At 62.1% G+C, this 20,390-nt stretch carries 14 protein-coding genes; 7 read left to right on the top strand and 7 right to left on the bottom strand.

Annotated elements, in window-relative coordinates:
* Window positions 1–14: 14 nt before the first annotated feature.
* Window positions 15–326 (top strand): Mpo1-like protein, encoded by a 312-nt coding sequence (locus PCOSP_RS08185; protein ID WP_175362461.1) that lies wholly within the window; start codon window positions 15–17, stop codon window positions 324–326.
* Between the two features lie 26 nt (window positions 327–352).
* Here PCOSP_RS08185 and PCOSP_RS08180 read toward each other — a convergent pair whose 3' ends face one another.
* Window positions 353–1,168, bottom strand: coding sequence for a UDP-2,3-diacylglucosamine diphosphatase (locus PCOSP_RS08180; RefSeq protein WP_139647295.1), 816 nt, complete (start codon window positions 1,166–1,168; stop codon window positions 353–355).
* Between the two features lie 134 nt (window positions 1,169–1,302).
* Between PCOSP_RS08180 and PCOSP_RS08175 the strand changes: the two genes are divergently transcribed.
* Window positions 1,303–2,052 carry a helix-turn-helix transcriptional regulator gene (locus PCOSP_RS08175; protein ID WP_464710814.1) on the top strand — a complete coding sequence of 250 codons (750 nt, stop codon included), beginning with the start codon at window positions 1,303–1,305 and terminating at the stop codon, window positions 2,050–2,052.
* 189 nt (window positions 2,053–2,241) lie between these two features.
* Window positions 2,242–3,132, top strand: a complete 891-nt coding sequence (locus PCOSP_RS08170; RefSeq protein WP_024778617.1) for a DMT family transporter — start codon at window positions 2,242–2,244, stop codon at window positions 3,130–3,132.
* Here the strand turns inward: PCOSP_RS08170 and PCOSP_RS08165 are convergent.
* The 4 genes from PCOSP_RS08165 to recQ all read right to left on the bottom strand — a co-directional run bounded on the left by PCOSP_RS08165 (window position 3,126) and on the right by recQ (window position 8,390).
* Window positions 3,126–3,413 (bottom strand): Rdx family protein, encoded by a 288-nt coding sequence (locus PCOSP_RS08165; protein WP_024778616.1) that lies wholly within the window; start codon window positions 3,411–3,413, stop codon window positions 3,126–3,128. The two genes, PCOSP_RS08170 and PCOSP_RS08165, sit on opposite strands and share 7 nt — an antisense overlap.
* A gap of 189 nt (window positions 3,414–3,602) precedes the next feature.
* Window positions 3,603–5,609 carry a motility hub landmark protein FimV gene (locus PCOSP_RS08160; RefSeq protein ID WP_464710813.1) on the bottom strand — a complete coding sequence of 669 codons (2,007 nt, stop codon included), beginning with the start codon at window positions 5,607–5,609 and terminating at the stop codon, window positions 3,603–3,605.
* A 101-nt stretch (window positions 5,610–5,710) separates the two neighbouring features.
* Entirely contained in the window at window positions 5,711–6,145 is a 435-nt protein-coding gene (locus PCOSP_RS08155) for a MarR family transcriptional regulator (RefSeq protein ID WP_041023344.1), read from the bottom strand.
* Window positions 6,146–6,263: 118 nt separating this feature from the next.
* Window positions 6,264–8,390, bottom strand: a complete 2,127-nt coding sequence (recQ, locus tag PCOSP_RS08150; protein ID WP_139647300.1) for a DNA helicase RecQ — start codon at window positions 8,388–8,390, stop codon at window positions 6,264–6,266.
* A gap of 431 nt (window positions 8,391–8,821) precedes the next feature.
* On the opposite strand from recQ, the gene PCOSP_RS08145 reads away from it, so the two are divergent.
* The 3 genes from PCOSP_RS08145 (at window position 8,822) to PCOSP_RS08135 (ending at window position 10,546) form a co-directional block, all read left to right on the top strand.
* Window positions 8,822–9,409 (top strand): UPF0149 family protein, encoded by a 588-nt coding sequence (locus PCOSP_RS08145; RefSeq protein ID WP_139647302.1) that lies wholly within the window; start codon window positions 8,822–8,824, stop codon window positions 9,407–9,409.
* A gap of 10 nt (window positions 9,410–9,419) precedes the next feature.
* The gene (locus PCOSP_RS08140) at window positions 9,420–9,815 is read left to right on the top strand and encodes a YbaN family protein (RefSeq protein WP_464710812.1); all 396 of its coding nucleotides are present in this window, start codon (window positions 9,420–9,422) and stop codon (window positions 9,813–9,815) included.
* Between the two features lie 407 nt (window positions 9,816–10,222).
* Entirely contained in the window at window positions 10,223–10,546 is a 324-nt protein-coding gene (locus PCOSP_RS08135; protein WP_464710811.1) for a DUF6124 family protein, read from the top strand.
* A gap of 238 nt (window positions 10,547–10,784) precedes the next feature.
* On the opposite strand, the gene PCOSP_RS08130 is transcribed toward PCOSP_RS08135, so the two are convergent.
* Together PCOSP_RS08130 and PCOSP_RS08125 are read right to left on the bottom strand one after the other, a co-directional pair.
* The gene (locus tag PCOSP_RS08130) at window positions 10,785–14,129 is read right to left on the bottom strand and encodes an Ig-like domain-containing protein (protein WP_464710810.1); all 3,345 of its coding nucleotides are present in this window, start codon (window positions 14,127–14,129) and stop codon (window positions 10,785–10,787) included.
* Window positions 14,126–18,565 (bottom strand): retention module-containing protein, encoded by a 4,440-nt coding sequence (locus PCOSP_RS08125; RefSeq protein WP_464710809.1) that lies wholly within the window; start codon window positions 18,563–18,565, stop codon window positions 14,126–14,128. Before PCOSP_RS08125 ends, PCOSP_RS08130 begins: the two co-directional genes overlap by 4 nt.
* 453 nt (window positions 18,566–19,018) lie before the next feature.
* Between PCOSP_RS08125 and PCOSP_RS08120 the strand changes: the two genes are divergently transcribed.
* Window positions 19,019–20,377, top strand: coding sequence for a TolC family outer membrane protein (locus PCOSP_RS08120; RefSeq protein ID WP_139650382.1), 1,359 nt, complete (start codon window positions 19,019–19,021; stop codon window positions 20,375–20,377).
* The last annotated feature ends 13 nt before the right edge of the window (window positions 20,378–20,390 follow it).

Below are 20,390 nucleotides of genomic sequence, written 5' to 3'. Positions count from 1 at the left end.
AAGAGCCTGCAGTCTTGGAAAACACCCGACAATTCAAGAGCTTTGCTGACTTCTACCCGTACTACCTGGGAGAACACAGCAATAGCACCTGCCGACGACTGCACTTCATCGGCACCTCGCTGGTCATTCTGATTCTCATCCTGGCGCTTGTCGCAACCGCCTGGTGGTGGTTGATTGCCTTGCCGGTGGCCGGCTACGGCTTTGCCTGGGTCGGGCACTTCTTCTTCGAAAAGAACCGACCGGCCACCTTCAAACACCCGCTCTACAGCCTGCTTGGCGATTTCGTCATGTACCGCGACATGCTGCGGGGAAAGGTTCCGTTTTAGGAAAGAGCCATCCCCTCGCCACAGGCTCAGGCCGGTTCGGCGAGTTTGAGGGCCTTCAACTGGGCTTCGCGCGCCTGGGCATCCGCCAACCGGTACAACTCGATCGAGCCGTCCCAGTGTTCGATCAGCGCCGTACAGGATTCGACCCAGTCGCCGCAATTGAGGTATTCGACCTCACCCACCTTGCGCATCTCGGCGTGGTGGATGTGGCCACACACCACACCATGCAATTCGCGCTTCACGCATTCATGGGCGATGGCTTCTTCGAAGTCGCTGATGAAGCTGACGGCGGTCTTGACCTTGTGCTTGAGGTACGCCGACAACGACCAGTAGCCGTAGCCATAGCGGGCCCGCCAATGGTTGAGCCAGCGGTTCAGCGTGAGGGTGAACTCGTAGGCTGAATCCCCGAGAAACGCCAGCCAACGGTGGTAACGGGTGATGACATCGAACTGGTCGCCGTGAATCACCAGCAGGTGCCGGCCGTCGGCAGTGACGTGCACCGCCTCGTCCACCAGTTGGATATTGCCCAGGATCAGCTTCGAATAGCGGCGCAGGAATTCGTCGTGATTGCCGGTGACGTAGATCACCTCGGTGCCGCGCTTGCTCATGGTCAACAAACGGCGGATGACGTTGGTGTGGGCTTGGGGCCAATACATGCCACCGCGCAGTTTCCAGCCATCGATGATGTCGCCGACCAGATAAATCTTGTCGGCGTGATAGCCCTTGAGGAACTGCGACAAATGCTCGGCCTGGCAATCCCGGGTACCGAGGTGCACATCGGATATCCACAGGGTGCGGACACGCTGCTTGCGGCTGGGTCTGGCGAGCTCGGCGCTGGTCATAAGCAACCCTCTGATCGTTTTCACCACTGTGCACACCGGCGGTTAATGGCCCGTGACAGACATATGTCCATTACGTGACAAGGCAACGCGACACGCCTTCGGTGTATGCTGATGGCCTGCCCCGGGAGACCGCGATGAGACCGATCCTCACGCTGCGCCACTACAGCCACGACCTGATCGTCCACAGCCATAACCACGCCCAGTTGGTCTTCGGACTGTCCGGCACGCTGGACTTCGAGGTGGAGGGACGTGGCAGTCAGGTGGTGCAACAGAGTTTCGTGGTGGTGCCGGCCGGTGCCCATCATGCTTGCGGCAGCCCTCTCGGCAGCCATTGCCTGGTGCTGGACGTCCCGGGCGATGAGTGGGTCGGCCAATGCCTCGGGGATCACACCGACGCCAGCCGTCGCTTGCTGGACAACACCGCCCGCCTGCCCCTGGATGCGGGACAAAGCCAATTGGTCAACTGGCTCGCAGGCAGTCCGGTGAATGACCCGCTGATCGCCCAGCAAGGTGCGGTACTGCTCCTGGCCAGCCTCAACGGCGCCCGCCAGGAAACCACCGGCCGCCGGCGCTTGCCTTACGCCGCCCTTGACGCACACATCGACCAATACGCCGCCTACCCGCTGCAAGTGGCGGACCTGGCTCGGATCGCGGGACTTTCCGGTGCTCGCCTGCATGCACGTTTCGTCGCCGAATGCGGGCAAACCCCGATGGATTACATCCGCAGCCGCCGCTTGCACAAGGCCGTAGCGCTGCTGCGCGACTCGGACCTGCCCATCGGTGAAATCGCCCACCGGGTCGGCTACAGCTCCCAGAGCGCCTTCGCCGCGGCGATACTGCGCGAATTCGGCACGTCGCCAGGCAAACTGCGACGCCAGCGCTAGCCTGACGCTAAAAAACGCCAGGATCGCGACAGACACCCACTCATCCAAAGGGTTTAAATATTGATCCCTGTGGGAGCGAGCCTGCTGGCGAATGCGGTGTGTCAGTTGATAGAAATGCTGACTGATCGGCCGCTTTCGCGAGCAGGCTCGCTCCCACAGGGAATAGTGATGGCTGATCTAAGGACTGCAATGACTCCCCGTACCGCCCTGGGCGCCCTGCACATTGGCGCACTGATGTTTGGCCTGACCGGTGTGTTCGGCAAACTCGCCGCCGCCTCGCCGGCGATCATCGTATTTGGCCGCGCCCTGTTTGCCGTGCTCGCCCTGGCGGCCTTCGCCCGCTTCGCCAGCAGCACCCCATGGCAGAAACTCCAGATACGGGACGGCTGGCGACTGCTGCTCAGCGGGCTGCTACTGGCTGGCCACTGGGTGAGCTTTTTCATCGCGGTAAAAATCGCCGGAGTGGCGATCGCCACACTGGGGTTTGCCAGTTTTCCGGCCTTCACGGTGCTACTCGAAGGGCTGGTGTTTCGCGAACGGATTCGGGCCAATGAAATCCTGCTGGTGGTGTTGGTAAGCATTGGCCTGGTGCTGGTCACCCCTGACTTCGACCTGGCCAGCGGCGCCACCACCGGCCTGCTGTGGGCTGTGGCGTCGGGGTTGCTGTTTTCCCTGCTGTCGCTGACCAACCGCGCCGGCGCAGGCGCTGTACCCCCCGTGCAGGCGGCGCTGTGTCAGAACCTGGTCGTCGGGGCATGCCTGTTGCCGATCGCCGCGCCACAACTGAGCGCGGTACGCCCGCTCGACTGGCTGTGGATCGGCCTGCTCGGGGTGTTCTGCACCGGCCTGGCCCATAGCCTGTTCGTCGCCAGCCTGAGCGTGATCAAGGCCCGCACAGCGGCGGTGGTGTTCGCCATGGAGCCGGTCTACGGCATCAGCGTGGCCTGGCTGCTGTTCGGCGAGACCCCGACCCTGCGCATGCTGCTGGGAGGCGTGCTGATCATCGCCGCCATCGTCGTGTCGAGCCAGCTAAGCGGCGCGAAGAAACCGGTGACAGGCAGCGAAGCCCCCTCTCACTGAACCCGGTCGTTGTGGCCCAGGTCCCGCTCCGGGTCGATCCGGTCGCGGACCCGTTGCTTGAGCACCTTGGCCTCGGGGAAACCGCCGTCAGCCTTGCGCTCCCAGATTTGCTCACCGTCGCAACTGATGTGGAACACCCCGCCGGTGCCCGGCACCAGGGACACCTTGCCCAAATCGTCACCAAAGGTACTGAGCAGTTCCTGGGCCAGCCAGGCAGCACGCAGCAACCATTGGCACTGGGTGCAATAGGTAATGATGACTTCCGGTTTTTGCTCGGTCATAGCAGGTCGACTCGTGGCTTCGAAGGCGCCGCCATGATACTCGCCTTTGACCCTTCGCCTCCGAGATAGACGATGCTCAATACCTGTGGGAGCGAGCCTGCTCGCGATGGCGGCAGCACATTCGACACCAATGCCAGCAGACCCACCGCTATCGCGAGCAGGCTCGCTCCCACACGGGAAGCCGTGCCTTCAGCGAATCCCGGCCAGTAGCACTCGGGCGGTCTGTTTGAGGGGTTCGTCGCCTTCCTGGAGCAATTCTTCAAGCAGGGTGATCGCCGTCTTCAAGTCGCCATCATCGATGCAGTTCTGCGCCTGTTCCAGTTTTTCGGCGTGCTCCGGTGTTTCGGGCTCAAAGGATATGGCGTCCAGGGACAGTGAACCAGATTCAGGCTCGAGGGGCGGCAGCGCCTCCAGTTCCAGCGACTGCTCTTCATCGGCGAAACCGTCAAGAAAGGCATCGTCCAACGATTCGGTTTCCTGTGGCGCGCTCCACTGCAACTCCGGCTCGTCGAAGCCCGAGAGAGATAACGCCTCGGAGACTTCAACGACAGGCGTCGCAACGGCGGCTTTCCCCTCGGCACTGTCCTGTACATCGGCCAGGTCCCAGTTGCTCTCCATGGACAGGGCATCCAGATCCAGCTCGAATTCGTCGCCGGGCACCTGTACAGGCGCAGGCACCGGAACAGGCACCTCGAGGGCTTGAGGCTCTGGCGGCGCCACTGCGGGCGCGGTCACCATCGCGACCTTCGGATAGCGCCCGCGGATGTCCTCCAGCGTCCCGGCGTCGATACCCTGCGCCGCTAAATGATGTTCCTGAGCCTGAAAACCGATGGTGTCGCCCTGCTTGCCCAGCACCTCCAGCAACTTGAGGCCCAGGTCGGTGCGCTCCGGCTCCGCCAGCAACGCCGCGCGCAACAACCCCGCCGCTTCGGTGAAGCGGCCATAGGTCAGGTAGATCCCAACCCCTTCCAGCACGTCTCCCAACGGCGCATCACCGTTATTGAACGACGAAGCGACCTCGGGCTGCTCCGTATTGGTGGTCGATACATAGGTTTCAGCGCTGTCTTCGAGCATCGGTTCAGGGCGTTCCGGAATCGGCTGTGCGCCGGCCTGCTCCTGCCGACGACGGATGAACAGCAGCAACGCAAGCAATCCCAACAGCCCCACCAGCCCCGCCACCCACAGCCAATTGATGCCTTCGGGCTCCGGCTGATCTGCCGCCGGTTGTGGCGGCGTCACTGGCTGTGGCTCAGCCATCGGTGGCGGCGATGGCGGCGATGGCGGCGCCGCCGACGTAACCGGGGCTGGCGCGACCTCAGCCAGTTGCGCCTGCAATTCACTGATCTGCTTACGCTGACCGGCGATTTCTTCGTCCTGGGCCTGAAGCCGGGCCTGCAACTCGTCGATGGTTTTCTGTTGCTGCTGGTTTTGCAGCACGCTGGCGGCCAGTTGCTCGTCGCCGGCAACGGCGGCTGGTGTGGCGGCGGTTTCCGCCGGGGATGGCAACACGGCCGAATCGGGCAGCAGCAGGCGCTGGCCGATAGAGAGTCGGTCACTGCCTGGGTTCAGCGCCTGGATCCCTTGCATGAGCTCATGGATCGACGCGCCACTGCCGGTATCGTGCAGGCGTTTGGCGATAACCCAGGGGTTGTCTCCCTGCACAACGGTGTAGCGCTTGCCCTGGGTCGCCGGGGGTGGCTTGATGGCCGGCGCAGAGGGGGGCGCCATCGAAGGCCGGGAAACGGCGGCAGGCTCGTCGGAAGCGGGCACGACACCCGGTGTACCCGGCGGATCGATCAGCACGGTGTATTCGTGCAAGAGACGCCCGTTGGGCTGATTGAGTTGCACCAGGAAATTGAGAAAGGGTTCTTCCACCGGTTTGCTGGACGTGACCCGAATGAAACTGCGCTCGCCGCGCATCACCGGAGTAAAGCGCAGGTTAGTGAGGAAGAACACCCGCTCCACGCCGGCACGATTGAAGTCGTCCGGGCTTGCCAGGCTGGCCGACAGGTCACCCTCGCTGAGCCCGGCCGCATCGACCAGGGCGATATCGGCGCGCAACGGCTGGTTCAGGGCGGAATGAAGCGTGATCTCTCCCAATCCCAGCGCAGACGCCAAAACCGGATACCCCAATGCACCCAAGACAACTGACACGTTGACCCAACTGCGCAACGTGGACTGCAAACTTTCAAGCATGGGTATCCCTTTCGATTCGAGCGCTTCCAATACGATCACCTAGTACTGGTTATAGTTCGCTAATCGCCGAATCTCAAAAGTCGGGGTATCGCCCATATACCTCAGGATTTTTCCAGATTGGCCAGGATCCTGCCGTGGACCCGCATGCACACCCGCATGTCCTCTTCGTCGATGCCTTCGAACAGCTCCCGGCGCAGCTGCGTGGCAATGGTTTCAATTTGTTCGATCAACGGCCGGGCCGGTGCGCAAAGCACGATTTTCTTGGCCCTGCGGTCCTCGGCCACGGCTTGGCGCTGCACCAGCCCCTGGGTTTCCAGGCTGTCGAGTAAACGGGCCAGGGTCGGCCCTTCGACGGCAACGCTCTGGGCCAGTTCACGCTGGGTCGGTGCGTGTTCGAAGCGGGCCAGGTGCAACAGCACCAGCCAGCGCGCCTGGGACAGGCCCAGCCCGGCCAGGCGCCGGTCCAGTTCGGCACGCCAGCCCCGGGACATCTGCGCCAGTTGCATGCCAAAACGGTGTTGATCGGTTAACGACATAAAAAACTCATCAGATCTGAAATAGGAGAAATACTAATTATTAGTCAGCTAAGCATGCACTTTGGATTCAAGCAAGGTCCGCCCCGTACTGAATCGTTAAAGGCATGCAACTTACTGATCAGACTTCAAATTCCGACTGCAACGCAGCCCTGACGCAATACAAGACACCTTCCGGCACCCGACCGGCGAACAGCGCTGCCACTTCCGCCACCGCTGGCAACTCGCCTTCGCCATCCAGAAACGCATCCTGGACCTCGCCCATCAGGTCCTCGGGCAGATCCAAGGCCTGTTCCAGCGACAATTGCTGCTGGCCAATGGCTTCGGCAAGCATCGTGTAGACGTTTTTTTCCGAGCACTGGAGCTGTGCGGCAATCTGCAACGGTGTCATGCCGGCCCGGGCCAGGGTGATGAGCTCATGGCGTACATCGGCCACCGCCTTCGGCGCCTCGGCCTCGCCACCCAGCACCTGGAGGAAGGCCTCGCCATAGCGCTCCAGCTTACGCGCGCCGACGCCGCTGACCCGGGCCATCTCCGCCAGGGAGGTGGGTTGGCTGCGCAGCATTTCCAGTAGCGTCGAGTCGGGAAAGATAACGTACGGCGGTACGGCATGTTCCTCGGCCAGCTTGCGCCGCAAGGCACGCAAGGCTTCCCACTGATCGCGCTCTTCGCCACGGACCAGTTGGCTGGCCTGGCTCTTGCTGCTCTTGACCGCAGTCGCCGGCTTGAGATCACGGCGCAGTTCGAGACTCACCTCGCCTTTGAGCAACGGCCGGCAGGTTTCGCTCAGCCGCAGGCCGCCGTAGCCCTCCAGGTCGATGTCCACCAGGCCACGGGCCACGAGCTGCCGGAACAGGGAACGCCATTCACTTTCGGAGCGGGCCTTGCCGACACCGTAAACCGATAGGTGCTGATGGCCGAAACTGCGGACCTTCTCGTTGTCCTTGCCCAGCAAGACATCCACCAGATGCCCCACGCCATAGCGCTGGCCGGTGCGAAAAATGGTCGACAACGCCTGGCGCGCCGGTTCGGTGGCGTCCCAAGTCTCGACGCCGTCGACACAGTTGTCGCAGTGCCCGCACGGCTGGGGCATGTCTTCGTCGAAATAGGCCAGCAAGGTCTGCCGGCGGCAGCGGGTTTCTTCGCACAGCGAGAGCATGGCATCGAGCTTGTGCTGCTCCAGGCGCTTGTGGCGTTCGTCACCTTCGGAGTTCTGCAACATCTGCTTGAGCATCACCACGTCTTGCAGGCCGTAGGCCATCCAGGCGTCGGCCGGCAAGCCATCCCGGCCGGCACGACCGGTTTCCTGGTAATAGGCCTCAAGGGACTTGGGCAGGTCCAGGTGCGCCACGAAACGCACGTTGGGCTTGTCGATGCCCATGCCGAACGCCACGGTGGCCACCATGATCAAGCCTTCCTCATTGAGAAAGCGCTTCTGGTGATAGGCCCGCAGTTCGTTGGGCAGCCCTGCGTGATAGGGCAACGCCGGAAACCCCTGTTCACAGAGAAACGCCGAGACTTCGTCGACTTTTTTCCGTGACAGGCAATAGACGATGCCCGCATCGCTGCGCCGTTCGGCGAGGAACGCCAGCAACTGCTTGCGTGGCTGCTCCTTGGGCACGATGCGGTAGAAGATGTTGGGCCGGTCAAAGCTGGAAAGGAACCGCTCGGCGTCTTGCAAATGCAGGCGCTCGACGATTTCTTCCCGGGTCCGTTTGTCGGCGGTGGCGGTCAGGGCGATGCGCGGTACATCGGGGAACAGCTCCGCCAGTTGCCCCAGTTGCAGGTATTCGCGACGGAAATCGTGACCCCACTGGGACACACAGTGAGCTTCGTCAATGGCAAACAGGGCGATTTCCAGGCTCTGCAGGAAAGCCAGCATGCGCGGCTGTACCAGGCGCTCCGGGGCGAGGTAGAGCATTTTCAGCTCACCGCGCCGGATCCGCGCCGCCAGGTCCCGCTGCTGCTCGGCACTCAGGGTGGAGTTCAGCGAAGCCGCGGCGACGCCCAGTTCCTCGAGCGTCGCGACCTGATCGTCCATCAAGGCGATCAGCGGCGAAACCACCACCGCCAGACCGTTGCGCAACAACGCCGGGACCTGGAAGCACAAGGACTTGCCGCCGCCGGTGGGCATCAATACCAGGGCATCGCCACCGCTGGCCACGCGCTCAATAATGGCACCCTGACGGCCACGAAAACTGTCGTAGCCGAAGATGTCCTTGAGGACGCGTTGAGCCTGTTCGAGCATAGAAACTCCAAAAATCACCGAAACATCCCTGCAAGGCTGGTTCAGAACCGAACATGCTGCACCGGCAAATCGTAAGTGCGCGTTTCGAACCGGTGGGACACCGCAGGGCATCACAAAGCGCCGCAGTATACCCGAGGCCTTCTGTGCAGAGGGTGTTGCTGACAGGAGGTGTTCAAGATCTGTAAGGCCTGACATTGCACTCTGTGGCGAGGGGATTTATCCCCGCTGGGCTGCGAAGCGGCCCCAGAACATGCAACTCAATCTACCTGACACACCGGAGCGTATGGCTTCAGGGCCGCTTCGCAGCCCAGCGGGGCGGTGCGACGTTTCGCTAAATCCCCTCGCCACAGGCAAATCTGCCAAGCGGCTGGCCTGGGCGCTCAAGAAGGCCTAGAATTCCCGCATTGTTTATTCCCCCAAGGTAGCCCGTAATGTCCTTCGCTGAGCAACTGACCCGCCTGCAAGTCTTCCTCGACGCCGATGAGCTGCACGACGAAGCACTGGACTACGTGGCCGCTCACGGCTACCTGACCGCCCTGTCGATCTGCTCCGAGCAGGTGCCGGACCGCGAGTGGATCGACGCCCTCTTCGCCGAAGAGCCGCATTACACCGACGAAGCCCAACGCATCGAAATCGAAGCCACGCTGGTCGGGCTCAAGGCGCACATTGCCCGTCAGTTGGCCTCCGACGAAGAATTCGAGCTGCCCTGCGAGCTGGACCTGGGCGATGACCCGGACGACTCGGAACTGCGCGGCTGGTGCATCGGTTTCATGGAAGGGGTGTTCCTGCGCGAAGCGGCCTGGTTCGAAACCGCCGAAGAGGAAGTCAGCGAAATGCTGCTGCCGATCATGGTCGGTTCCGGCCTGTTCGACGAACAACCGGAGTTCTCCGACATCGCCGCCGATGCGAACCTGATGGACGACATGATCGTACAGATCCCGGAAGCCCTCACCGCGTTGTACCTGCTGTGCAACGCTCCGGACGAGAAGCCGGCGATCCTCAAGCCTCGTCACCACTAAGACGCGGCCTATGGACAACCCCATAGGCAACCGCCCCCTGATGTTGCGCTACGTGCTGCTGGCCATCGGTTGGCTGAGCGTTGCATTGGGGGTGGTCGGAATTTTCCTGCCGGTACTGCCCACCACGCCCTTCCTGCTGCTGGCGGCGGCCTGCTTCGCCCGCAGCTCGCCGCGTTTCTACCAATGGCTGGTGGAGCACCCGCGACTCGGGCCGTGGATCAAGGATTACCTCAGCGGCAACGGCATCCCGCTCAAGGGCAAGGTCTACGCCATCGGGTTGATGTGGGCGAGCATTCTGCTGTCGTGCTACCTGGTGCCCTTGCCGTGGGCACGGGGGTTCATGTTGACGAGTGCGGTGTTGGTGACGGTTTATATCCTCAGGCAGAAAACACTGCGCAAGCCCTGAAGGCAGCGGGTCGGGCACTGGATGACGTCGAACATCGCTAGCCACTCCGCCCTTGATCGTTCACACGCTCTGCGTGGGAATGCCTCAACGGACGCTCTGCGTTCGGCTCTTGGAGACGCAGAGCGTCCCAGGCTGCATTCCCACGCAGAGCGTGGGAACGATCAATCAACTGTGTTTATTGAGCTGTGGGACGCTGCTGGAGCGGGCTACACCGCCTTGCGCCATTGCCCACAACTACGCCAGAATCCGCCGGCTTGTGTGCCAGGAGGACAGGCTCTATCGTTTGTCCATCGCTGACAAATCAGTGATCGGGTTTGGTAGCCCGTATGCCACATGACATATAGCATCACCTTGACGATGGCTTTCTTGCATCTGTTCAATGGTGGTCATGCATGGAGCTCCACCTTATGCCCAACACCCCGGATACCGACCCCACATCCTCTTACGACAAAGCCGCTGACCGCGCCCTCGACTTTTACCTGAAACCAAAACCGAGCGGGTCCGAGATCGATCCGCCTCCCGATCAGCTTTTTACCATCGTCAATGGTATCGAGACTGAAGTCCTGCTCGCCAACCTCAGCGAAACGCTGGCCTCGGCCAATGCCATGGTCAGTGATCTGGCCTTCGAGCTGAACGGTTCCCGGCGGCATGTAGCGTTGGGTATCCAGCAATTGATTGAACTGGGCGCATTGCTCGCGAACCGGGCACTGGACAACGTCGAACATCGCTAGCCACTCCGCCCTTGATCATTCCCACGCTCTGCGTGGGAATGCCTCAACGGACGCTCTGCGTTCGGCTCTTGGAGACGCAGAGCGTCCCAGGCTGCATTCCCACGCGGAGCGTGGGAACGATCGAAACCCGGAAACGACGGGGTTTGCCGTTTCAACTCAGCTCACACCGTATCCACCTTCAACGAATGATCATTCAACATCCCGTTGATGATGGTCGCCGTGTCCGCCCCTCCCGCAATCATCCCCCTGCGCCCGGTGTCACGCCGTAGTGGTTGGCGAGATCGACGCCGGCCAGGTCGATGGTCTGGTTCGGCGTCGCGCCGGCGGTGGCGCTGACGTCGATGCTGGTGATGACCGATGCGCCGCTGCCGGTGACGGTGAAGTGCAGATAGTCGTCCAGGGAGGCGCTGGTGCCGTTCTCTCCCAGCAGCAGTTGTGACAGGTCAAGTTTGTCGAGGCCGGGGGTGAAGTCGGTGATCACGTCATGGCCGCTATTACCTGCCATCCACTGGAAGGTATCGGCGCCGCTGCCGCCAGTGAGGGTGTTGTTGCCCAAGCCGCCGATCAGGATGTCATCGCCGCCACCGCCATTGAGCACGTCATGACCCAGTCCGCCGTCGATGCGGTTGTTGGCCCCGTCGCCGGTGAGGGTGTCGTTGAAGTTCGAACCGACGAGGTTTTCGATACCGCCCAGGGTGTCGGTACCGGCGCCTAGCGTGTTTTGCGCGGCGAGCAGGCCCAGGTTCACCGTGACACCGGCGGCGGCATGGGCGTAGCTGGCGGTGTCGTTGCCGGTGCCGCCATCGAGCAGGTCATTGCCGGCGCCGCTGTAGAGCAAGTCATTGCCCGCTCCGCCGTGCAAGGTATTGTTACCCGAGCCGGCACTGAGGATGTCGTTGCCGTCTCCGCCGTTGAGGAGGTTGTCGCCATTGCCGGCCAACAACACGTCGTCTCCCGTAGTGCCGGTCAGGGTATGGCCGGACTGGTAGCTGATGCTCACCGCCGCACTGTCGCTGCCACCGTGGTTATCGCTGGCGGTGTAGCTGCCGTGGTAATCCGGCGTGCTGTCCTGGGCGCCGGCATAGTTGACGGTCAGGGTCAGTTGGTAGTTTTCCGCGGCGTTGGCGTTGCCGCCACCAGGGTTGGGGATGTTGGTGACGTGGATCTGGTAGTTGCCGTCCGCCGCTGCGGTGAACGAAGCCCCATCGTTGATCGCGATGAACGGTCCGCCATTGAGGGAGTATTCCATGGCGATATGGCCGGCCGACAGATTATGGTCCAGCGTCAGGGTTTCGCCCTGTTTGAGACTGATGTTGAGGCGGTCCTCATCGTTGGTATTGTTGTTGGACACCATCCCCAGTGCACCGCTGACCACCAGCACCGCGGTCATGGCGGCAGCGTTGGCGACAAAGGTACTGCGGTCGAGGTTGATCGACTGCACGTTGTTGCCGGTGAAGCTGACCGTGCCGGTGCTGCCGGTGAAGTCCGCGCCTTTGCCGACCCAACCGGTGTTGAAGCTGGTGGGTGACGCGGTCAGCGGATCGCCATTGGCGTCGCTGTCATTGCCCAGCAACAGTCCCCCCGGTACCACGATATTGCCCGACAGCACGTTGGTGATGACGTTGTCGTCCATCGCCACGGGTGGACTGTTGGGCACGACGTTGATCACCAGGCTGGAGCTTGCCAGGTCACCATCATTGTCGCTGACGGTGTAGGCGATGTTTTCGCTGATCACCGTGCTGGTGGTGGTCTGGGAGGTGTAGCTGTACTCGCCGCTGTCGAGGTTGATCACCAGCGTACCGTTGTGGGCAGTGGCGATGCTCACGGTGTTGTTCAGGCTGTTGAACGTGCCATGGTCGGCCCCGCCACTGGCCATCAATGCACCCTGGCCACCGTTGGCGGCCGGGTCATAGCTGTACGTGGTGCCGTCGACCACCAGGCTTTTGACATACCCGCCGTCGGCACCGAATGTACCGCCCTCGCCCAACAGGCTGCCGGTGACCGGCACACCTTGCACAGTGCCGGACAGGACCGAATTGAGTTGGTTGAGATCGGTCACCACCACGGCGTCGGTGTTGGTATGGGTGCTGCCGTCGTAGGCCAGCGGGTCGAGGTTGGCATTGCTGACGCCGCTGCCCAGACCGATGGCGTAGTTCTTGATGCCGTTGGCGTCGAGGAAGGCCTTCCAGGCGGCTTCATCGGCCGCACCGGTTTCCTGCCCCGACGTCGGCTTGCCGTCGGAAAAGAAATAACCGATGTTCTGCGCCCCGGTCAGTTGTCCGGAGGTGACGAACGCGGTCTTGGCCGCCGCCACTGCCGCATCGTAGTTGGTCCCTCCGCCAGCCGTCAGGCTGGTGAGCAGTGTCTTGGCGGTGGCCACATCGACCCACACTGAAGTCTGGTCAGTGGCACTGCTACTGAAGGTCACCAGCTGGACCTTCACGTCTCCCAGGTCATCGTATTTATCGAGCAAGGCGCTGATGGCCTGCTTCGCCAGGTCCAGCCGCGACAGCCCCGGTACGCCGGAGTCATCGGCCATGCTGCCGGACACATCGAGCACGATCAGCAGGTTCGAATCGATCTCCACCGCCGTCACCGAACGTTCGGATGCAACAGCGGTGGGCACATCGTCGACGATGCTCACCACCAGGCTACCGGCAACGGTGTTGCCCAAAGAGTCCGTGGCCTGGTAGGTGAAGCTTTCGCTCAAGATGTTCGGGCCGTCATTGGCGTGGGGTGTCGTCGTGGCGGGCGAGGTCAGCGTGTAGGTGTAGGAGCCGTCAGGATGGAGCAGCAGTTGACCATAAGCCCCCGTGGCGTTGCCCACCAAGGTGAAGGTCACCGCGCCAGTGGCACCCGACACCGAACCGACAAGGCTGCCGCTGGCCGTTTCGCCGGTGCCGCTCGGGTCGCTGCCGGTGACAGCGCCGGGGGCCAGGTCCTGGCCATCCTGGTTCAGGTCGAGGGCTTTTTCGTAGACGGTCACGTCGTGGTCGGTTTCGGCGACAAGGCAGCTGTTGTGCACATCGATGGTGATGGTGGTGGTGCTCTCATCACCATCACCATCGCGCACGGTGTAGGTGAACACGTCCGTGGCGCCCGCTGCGCCGACGCTGTCCGGGTTGCTGTGGTAGACCGCGTTGCCATTGGTATCCAGAGTCAGGTAGCCGTAGGTGCCGTTGATCTGGGTATTGAGACCGCTAACCGCCGGCGTGGATGTGTCGCTGCCACCCCGTACACCGATGACAGTACCGCCGTCGGCGCCGAGCACGTCATTGTCCAGCACGTTGCCGCTGACCGTCCCGCCCTCCACTACTGCGGCGGTGTCGCAATAAGCCTTGGGCACATCGTCGACGATGTTGATGACGATGGTGCTGGTGACAGTGTTGCCCAGGGAGTCCGTGGCCTGATAGGTGAAACTTTCACTCGTCACGTTCGGACCGTCGTTGGCATTGGGCGCTGTCGTGGCGGGCGAAGTCAGCGTGTAGGTGTAGGAACCGTCCGGGTTTAGCAACAACTGCCCGTGGGTGCCGGTGGCGTCGCTCACCAGGGTGAAGGTCACTGCGCCTACGGCACCGGTCACCCCCCCACGAGACTGCCAGTGGCGGTTTCGCCGGTGGCGCTTGGGTCGCTGCCAGTGACGGTGCCAGGGGCCAGGTCCTGGCCGTCCTGGTTCAGGTCGAGGGCTTTTTCGTGGACGCTGATGTCCTGATCCGGTGTGGCGACAAGGCAGACGTCGTGTACGTCGATGGTGATGGTGGTGGTGCTTTCGTCACCGTCGGAATCGCGCACGGTGTAGGTGAACACATCCGTGGCGCCGGGTGCGCTGACGGTGTCCGGATTGCTGTGGTAGACCGCATTGCCATTGGCATCCAGGGTCAGGTAACCGTAGGTACCGTTGATCTGAGTGTTGAGGCCGCCAATCGCCGGGGTCGAGGTGTCATCACCGGCGCGTACGCCGATCACCGCGCCACTGGCAGCAGGCCCATCGGCACCGCCCACGTCGTTGTCCAGGACATTGCCGCTGACCGTCCCGCCTTCATTCACCGAGGCGGAATCGGCGTGGGCGGTGGGCAGGTCGTCGACGATGTTCACATCGAGATTACCGGTTGCCGTAGTGCCGTTGTCATCCGTGGCGACGACGGTGAATTGCTCGCTGAGGCTGTTGGCGCCGTTGGCGTTTGGATGGGCTTCGTTGTCCAGCAGGGTGTAGCTGTAGCTGACCACTCCGGTGGCCGCGTTGAAGCCGGTGATCGTCAGGGTGTTGCCCAGCGCCGTGGTGATGGACTGTGGAAAACCTGCCGCCACGCCGCCGCTGACGACAGTGATGCCGCCGACGCTCAAGGTCTGCACGCCATCCAGCGCGGTCACGGTGAAGGTGCCGCTTTGGGTCAGGGCCGGTGCATCTGGACTGCTGCCATCGCTGAGGTTTTTCTCCTGCATCGTCAACTCGCCGCCGTCGGTGTCCAGGCCGCTGATGATCACCGGATCGTCGTTGTTGTGCACTTGCAGCACCAGGTTCGCAGTGCTGGTATCGCCATCCGCATCGGTCAGGGTGTAGGTGAAGGTCTCAGTGCCGTCGCCGCCACCGTGCAGACCTTTGAAATCCGTGTCGGCGGGGTTGAGGGTGTAGGTGTAGGAACCATCGGCGTTGAGCACCAGGGTGCCGTAGGTGCCGGTGAATGTGCCCGGCGTGATGGGGCCGGAAGCGACGTGGTCTGCACCTTCGGTGTCGTTGGTCAGCACACTGCCGGTCAGGGTCAAGTTGGTTTCCGACGCGGTGCTGGCATTGCTGTCGTCCACGGCGTGCGGCAGGTCGTCGACGATGTTCACATCGAGGTTGCCGGTTGCCATGGTGCCGTTGTCATCGGTGACCACGACGTTGAATTGCTCGCTGAGGCTGTTGGCACCGTTGGCGTTTGGATGGGCTTCGTTGTCCAGCAAGGTGTAGCTGTAGCTGACCACCCCGGTGGCCGCGTTGAAGCCGGTGATCGTCAGGGTGTTGCCCAATGCCGTGGTGATGGACTGTGGAAAACCTGCCGACACCCCGCCGCTGACGACCGTGATGCCGCCGACGCTCAAGGTTTGTACACCGTCCAGCGCGGTCACAGTGAAGGTGCCGCTTTGGGTCAGGGCCGGCGCATCTGGACTGCTGCCGTCGCTGAGGTTTTTCTCCTGCACCGTCAACTCGCCGCCGTCGGTGTCCAGGCCGCTGATGATCACCGGATCGTCGTTGTTGTGTATTTGCAGCACCAGGTTCGCAGTGCTGGTATCGCCATCCGCATCGGTCAGGGTGTAGGTGAAGGTTTCAGTGCCGTTGCCGCCACCGTGCAGACCTTTGAAATCCGTGTCGGCGGGGTTGAGGGTGTAGGTGTAGGAACCGTCGGCGTTGAGCACCAGGGTGCCGTAGGTGCCGGTGAATGTGCCCGGCGTGATGGGGCCGGAAGCGACGTGGTCTGCACCTTCGGTGTCGTTGGTCAGCACACTGCCGGTCAGGGTCAGGTTGGTTTCCGACGCGGTGCTGGCATTGCTGTCGTCCACGGCGTGCGGCAGGTCGTCGACGATGTTCACATCGAGGTTGCCGGTTGCCGTAGTGCCGTTGTCATCGGTGACCACGACGTTGAATTGCTCGCTGAGGCTGTTGGCGCCGTTGGCGTTCGTGTGGGCTTCGTTGTCCAGCAAGGTGTAGCTGTAGCTGACCACTCCGGTGGCCGCGTTGAAGCCGGTGATGGTCAGGGTGTTGCCCAGCGCCGTGGTGATGGACTGTGGAAAACCTGCCGCCACCCCGCCGCTGATGACAGTGATGCCGCCGACGCTCAAGGTCTGCACGCCGTCCAGCGCGGTCACGGTGAAGGTACCGCTTTGGGTCAGGGCCGGCGCATCTGGACTGCTGCCGTCGCTGAGGTTTTTCTCCTGCACCGTCAACTCGCCGCCGTCGGTGTCCAGGCCGCTGATGATCACCGGATCGTCGTTGTTGTGTATTTGCAGCACCAGGTTCGCAGTGCTGGTATCGCCATCCGCATCGGTCAGGGTGTAGGTGAAGGTTTCAGTGCCGTTGCCGCCACCGTGCAGACCTTTGAAATCCGTGTCGGCGGGGTTGAGGGTGTAGGTGTAGGAACCATCGGCGTTGAGCACCAGGGTGCCGTAGGTGCCGGTGAACGTGCCCGGCGTGATGGGGCCGGAAGCGACGTGGTCTGCACCTTCGGTGTCGTTGGTCAGCACACTGCCGATCAGGGTCAGGTTGGTTTCCGAGGCAGTGCCAGCGTTGCTGTCGTCCACCGCATGGGGCAAGTCATCGACGATGTTCACGTCCAGATTGCCAGTTGCCGTGGTGCCGTTGTCATCCGTGGCGACGACGGTGAATTGCTCGCTGAGGCTGTTGGCGCCGTTGGCGTTCGGGTGGGCTTCGTTGTCCAGCAAGGTGTAGCTGTAGCTGACCACCCCGGTGGCCGCGTTGAAGCCGGTGATGGTCAGGGTGTTGCCCAGCGCCGTGGTGATGGACTGTGGAAAACCTGCCGCCACCCCGCCGCTGACGACAGTGATGCCGCCGACGCTCAAGGTCTGCACGCCATCCAGCGCAGTCACGGTGAAGGTGCTGCTTTGGGTCAAGGCCGGCGCATCTGGACTGCTGCCGTCGCTGAGGTTTTTCTCCTGCACCGTCAACTCGCCGCCGTCGGTGTCCAGGCCGCTGATGATCACCGGATCGTCGTTGTTGTGTATTTGCAGCACCAGGTTTGCAGTGCTGGTGTCACCGTCCGCATCGGTCAGGGTGTAGGTAAAGGTTTCGGTACCGCTTCCCCCGCCGTGCAGCGCCACGAATTGCGGGTCGCTGGTGTCCAGGGTGTAGGTGTATGTACCGTTGGGGTTGAGCACCAGGGTGCCGTAAGTGCCAGTGAACGTCCCGCCGATGATCGGCCCGCTGTCGGGACCGGTGGGAATGCGGTCGGCGCCCTGGTGGTCGTTGGGCAATACGCTGCCGGTGAGGGTGACCAAGGTTTCCGATGCGGTGTTGGCGTTGTTGTCGTCGATCGCCTGGGGCACGTCGTCGGTGATGTTGACGTCCAGGGTGCCGGTGACGCTGTCGCCGTCGGTGTCCACGGCCACGACCGGGAACTGTTCGGTGAGGGTATTGGCACCGTCGCCGGCAGGATGGATTTCATTGTCGAGCAGGGTGTAGGTGTAGCTGACCACTCCGGTGGTGGGGTTGTACCCGGTGATGGTCAAGGTATTGCCCAGTGCCGTGGTGATAGCCTGAGGAAACCCTGCGGGAACGCCGCCGTTGATCACGCTGATGCCGCCGATGCTCAGGCTGCTCAGCCCGTCCGGTGCGTTGACGGTAAAAGTGCCGCTTTGTACCAATGCACCCGGATTGCTGGCCGAGCCGTCGGGCAGGTTGGCCTCGTTGGCGGTCAGCTCGCCACCTTCCACGTTCAGGCCGTCGAGGGTCACGGGATTGTCCGGTGGTTCAGGGGTCACGGGGGGCACGGTTTGATTGTCGCCATTGTCATTCCCATCGCCAGCCAGACGTACCAGCGGAAACTCGGGAATCCCATTGAACCCGGCCGTAGGGAAGCCGATCTGCGGTGCAACGGTGCCGCCCACCTCCTCCAGCAGGACGAAGCTGTGCCCTCCACCCAAGGCGCCGGGTGCATTACCGGCACCGGAGCCAGCAGCCGTGGCTTCACCGGTCTGGGTCGGGTCGGCACCGGCGGCGATGGCTTGCTGCAGTTTCTGCACATCGGTCAGTTGCCCGGTGGTCGGGGTTAACTCTTCAGGTGCATCGACATGGGGAACCTGGTGGGCGAGCAACTGCGTGGAGAGTGTCAGGTTGCTTTCACGGCCCAAGGTCAGGTCCTGGCCGTTGGCAAGGTGTACGGCCACCGCCCCTTCGGCACCGGTGATCAGGTGCTCACCGGCATACAGTCGATCCCCTTCGACCAGCGGTCGCCGCTGGCCTGCGATCGTTTCTGCGAAAACCTGCCCCACAATCTTGCTGACGGTACCGATGAGCGCTGCCATGTGCATTCCTCCGTTGCCAACCGCAGTCGGCACCTGTTTTAGGTGAAGAAATTCGTGCTCGGGGGCGGCCAAGAAATCTGGAAAATCTGCCAGCTTTGGCTGGCTCCAGAAGCGCTAGCTATTTGCCATAGTGACAAAAAAACGTCGCTTAAAACACCTTCGCAGTCAGCCCGGTCGGCACCTCTTCATGTTGTTTCACAATTGCGATGGAACTTTTATTTGACGTCTAAAAGCCGTCAGAGCCCGCATTTTCAAAGCGTTTCTCCCTGAACAATGTGCCGCTTTTTTTCGGGCACATAAGTTTTTTTCGGCATAAGCATTATGAAAAATTCTTCTTAGGTTTCTCTCAGGATGTTCTTAGCTGTGTTGTTACAAGGTTGAAACGGTTTTGATCTTAAATACGTCAATATTCTGGCGACACAGAAGCACAACAACCCCCAGGAGATGTACCCCATGCGCGTTTTATCCCCTCTTTGCAGCGCCGTTTTGCTGGCCATGGCCTGCTCTTCTGCTGCGCAGGCCATGTCGCTGACCGAAGCGATCCAGAGCACCATCGCGACTCACCCGGAATTAGCGCAACGGGTAGACAGCCGTCTGTCGGCCAATGAAGACGTCAAGGTCGCTAGAGGGGGCTTCTTTCCATCGGTGGATTTGAATGCCGGCTACGGCCGTGGCTATAGCGACAACCCCAACACCCGTGCACAGGGCAATCACAACACCAACACCCTGAACTACACCCAGTCGGAGCTGCGCCTGCGGCAGATGCTCTTTGACGGATTCAATACCAGCAATGAGGTGGAGCGCACCAAGGGCGTGGTCAATTCCCGGGCCTATTACGCACAAGGCACCGCCCAGGACCTGGCCCTGCGCACCATCGAGGTCTACCTCGAAGTGCTCAAGCGGCGGGAACTGGTGACCCTGGCCAAGAACAACCTGCAGGCGCACCTGCGTGTCAACGACCAGATCGGCCTGCGCACCCAGCGCGGGGTGGGCAGCACGGCCGACTCAGACCAGTCCAATGCCCGTCGGGCACTGGCGGAAAACAACTACGACACCGCCCAGGTCGACCTGGCCGACGCCGAGGCGAACTTCTACAGCGTGGTCGGACGCATGCCCGATGAGCTGGAAACACCGCCGTCGACCAAAGGGGAAATGCCCGCCGACCTGCGCGAAGCCCAGCAGAGCATGGTGGACAACCACCCGTACCTGAAATCGGCCCAGGCCGACGTGCAGTCCGCCGAGAGCCAGTATGAAGTGGCCAAGTCGCCGTTCTACCCGCGCTTCGACGCCGAGGCCGCGGTGGGCGCCAATAACAACATCGGTGGCGAAGAAGGTCATGACAACAATTGGCGGGTCGGTGTGGTGATGAACTACAACCTGTTCCGCGGCGGTAGCGACAAGGCACGGCTGGCGTCCAACGCGCACCAGATCGACCAGGCCATGGACATTCGCAACAACGCCCTGCGCCAGCTCAACGAAGATACGCGTCTGGCCTGGAACGCGATGCTCAACGCTCGCAAACAGACCCCCACCGCCCGGGAATACGCCGACACCACCGCCCGGGTGCGCGCCGCCTACCAGGATCAGTTCGGCCTCGGCCAGCGGACCCTGCTCGACTTGCTCGACAGCGAAAACGAGCTGTACAACGCCAACCGTCGCTACACCGAAGTGCGCTACACCGAGGAATACTCGATGTACCGGGTGCTGGCGAACATGGGCCTGTTGTTGAGCAAACAACGGATCGTGCTGCCGGCCGACGCCATCGCCCAGACCGAAGTCAAAAGCGAAGCACGGCTGCCCGAATTGAAGTAGCCCACTGGGAGCG

The organism is Pseudomonas sp. MAFF 730105 (genome assembly GCF_055380705.1).
The sequence above is the reverse complement of the archived record's forward strand: the minus strand, read 5'-3'. Positions and strand labels throughout refer to the sequence as shown.

Coding starts and splice junctions, on each gene's coding strand:
- PCOSP_RS08180 (WP_139647295.1), bottom strand. CDS start 1,168: ATGACCAGCGCCGAGCTCGCCAGACCCAGCCGCAAGCAGCGTGTCCGC.
- PCOSP_RS08175 (WP_464710814.1), top strand. CDS start 1,303: ATGAGACCGATCCTCACGCTGCGCCACTACAGCCACGACCTGATCGTC.
- PCOSP_RS08170 (WP_024778617.1), top strand. CDS start 2,242: ATGACTCCCCGTACCGCCCTGGGCGCCCTGCACATTGGCGCACTGATG.
- PCOSP_RS08165 (WP_024778616.1), bottom strand. CDS start 3,413: ATGACCGAGCAAAAACCGGAAGTCATCATTACCTATTGCACCCAGTGC.
- PCOSP_RS08160 (WP_464710813.1), bottom strand. CDS start 5,609: ATGCTTGAAAGTTTGCAGTCCACGTTGCGCAGTTGGGTCAACGTGTCA.
- PCOSP_RS08155 (WP_041023344.1), bottom strand. CDS start 6,145: ATGTCGTTAACCGATCAACACCGTTTTGGCATGCAACTGGCGCAGATG.
- recQ (WP_139647300.1), bottom strand. CDS start 8,390: ATGCTCGAACAGGCTCAACGCGTCCTCAAGGACATCTTCGGCTACGAC.
- PCOSP_RS08145 (WP_139647302.1), top strand. CDS start 8,822: ATGTCCTTCGCTGAGCAACTGACCCGCCTGCAAGTCTTCCTCGACGCC.
- PCOSP_RS08140 (WP_464710812.1), top strand. CDS start 9,420: ATGGACAACCCCATAGGCAACCGCCCCCTGATGTTGCGCTACGTGCTG.
- PCOSP_RS08135 (WP_464710811.1), top strand. CDS start 10,223: ATGCCCAACACCCCGGATACCGACCCCACATCCTCTTACGACAAAGCC.
- PCOSP_RS08125 (WP_464710809.1), bottom strand. CDS start 18,565: ATGGCAGCGCTCATCGGTACCGTCAGCAAGATTGTGGGGCAGGTTTTC.
- PCOSP_RS08120 (WP_139650382.1), top strand. CDS start 19,019: ATGCGCGTTTTATCCCCTCTTTGCAGCGCCGTTTTGCTGGCCATGGCC.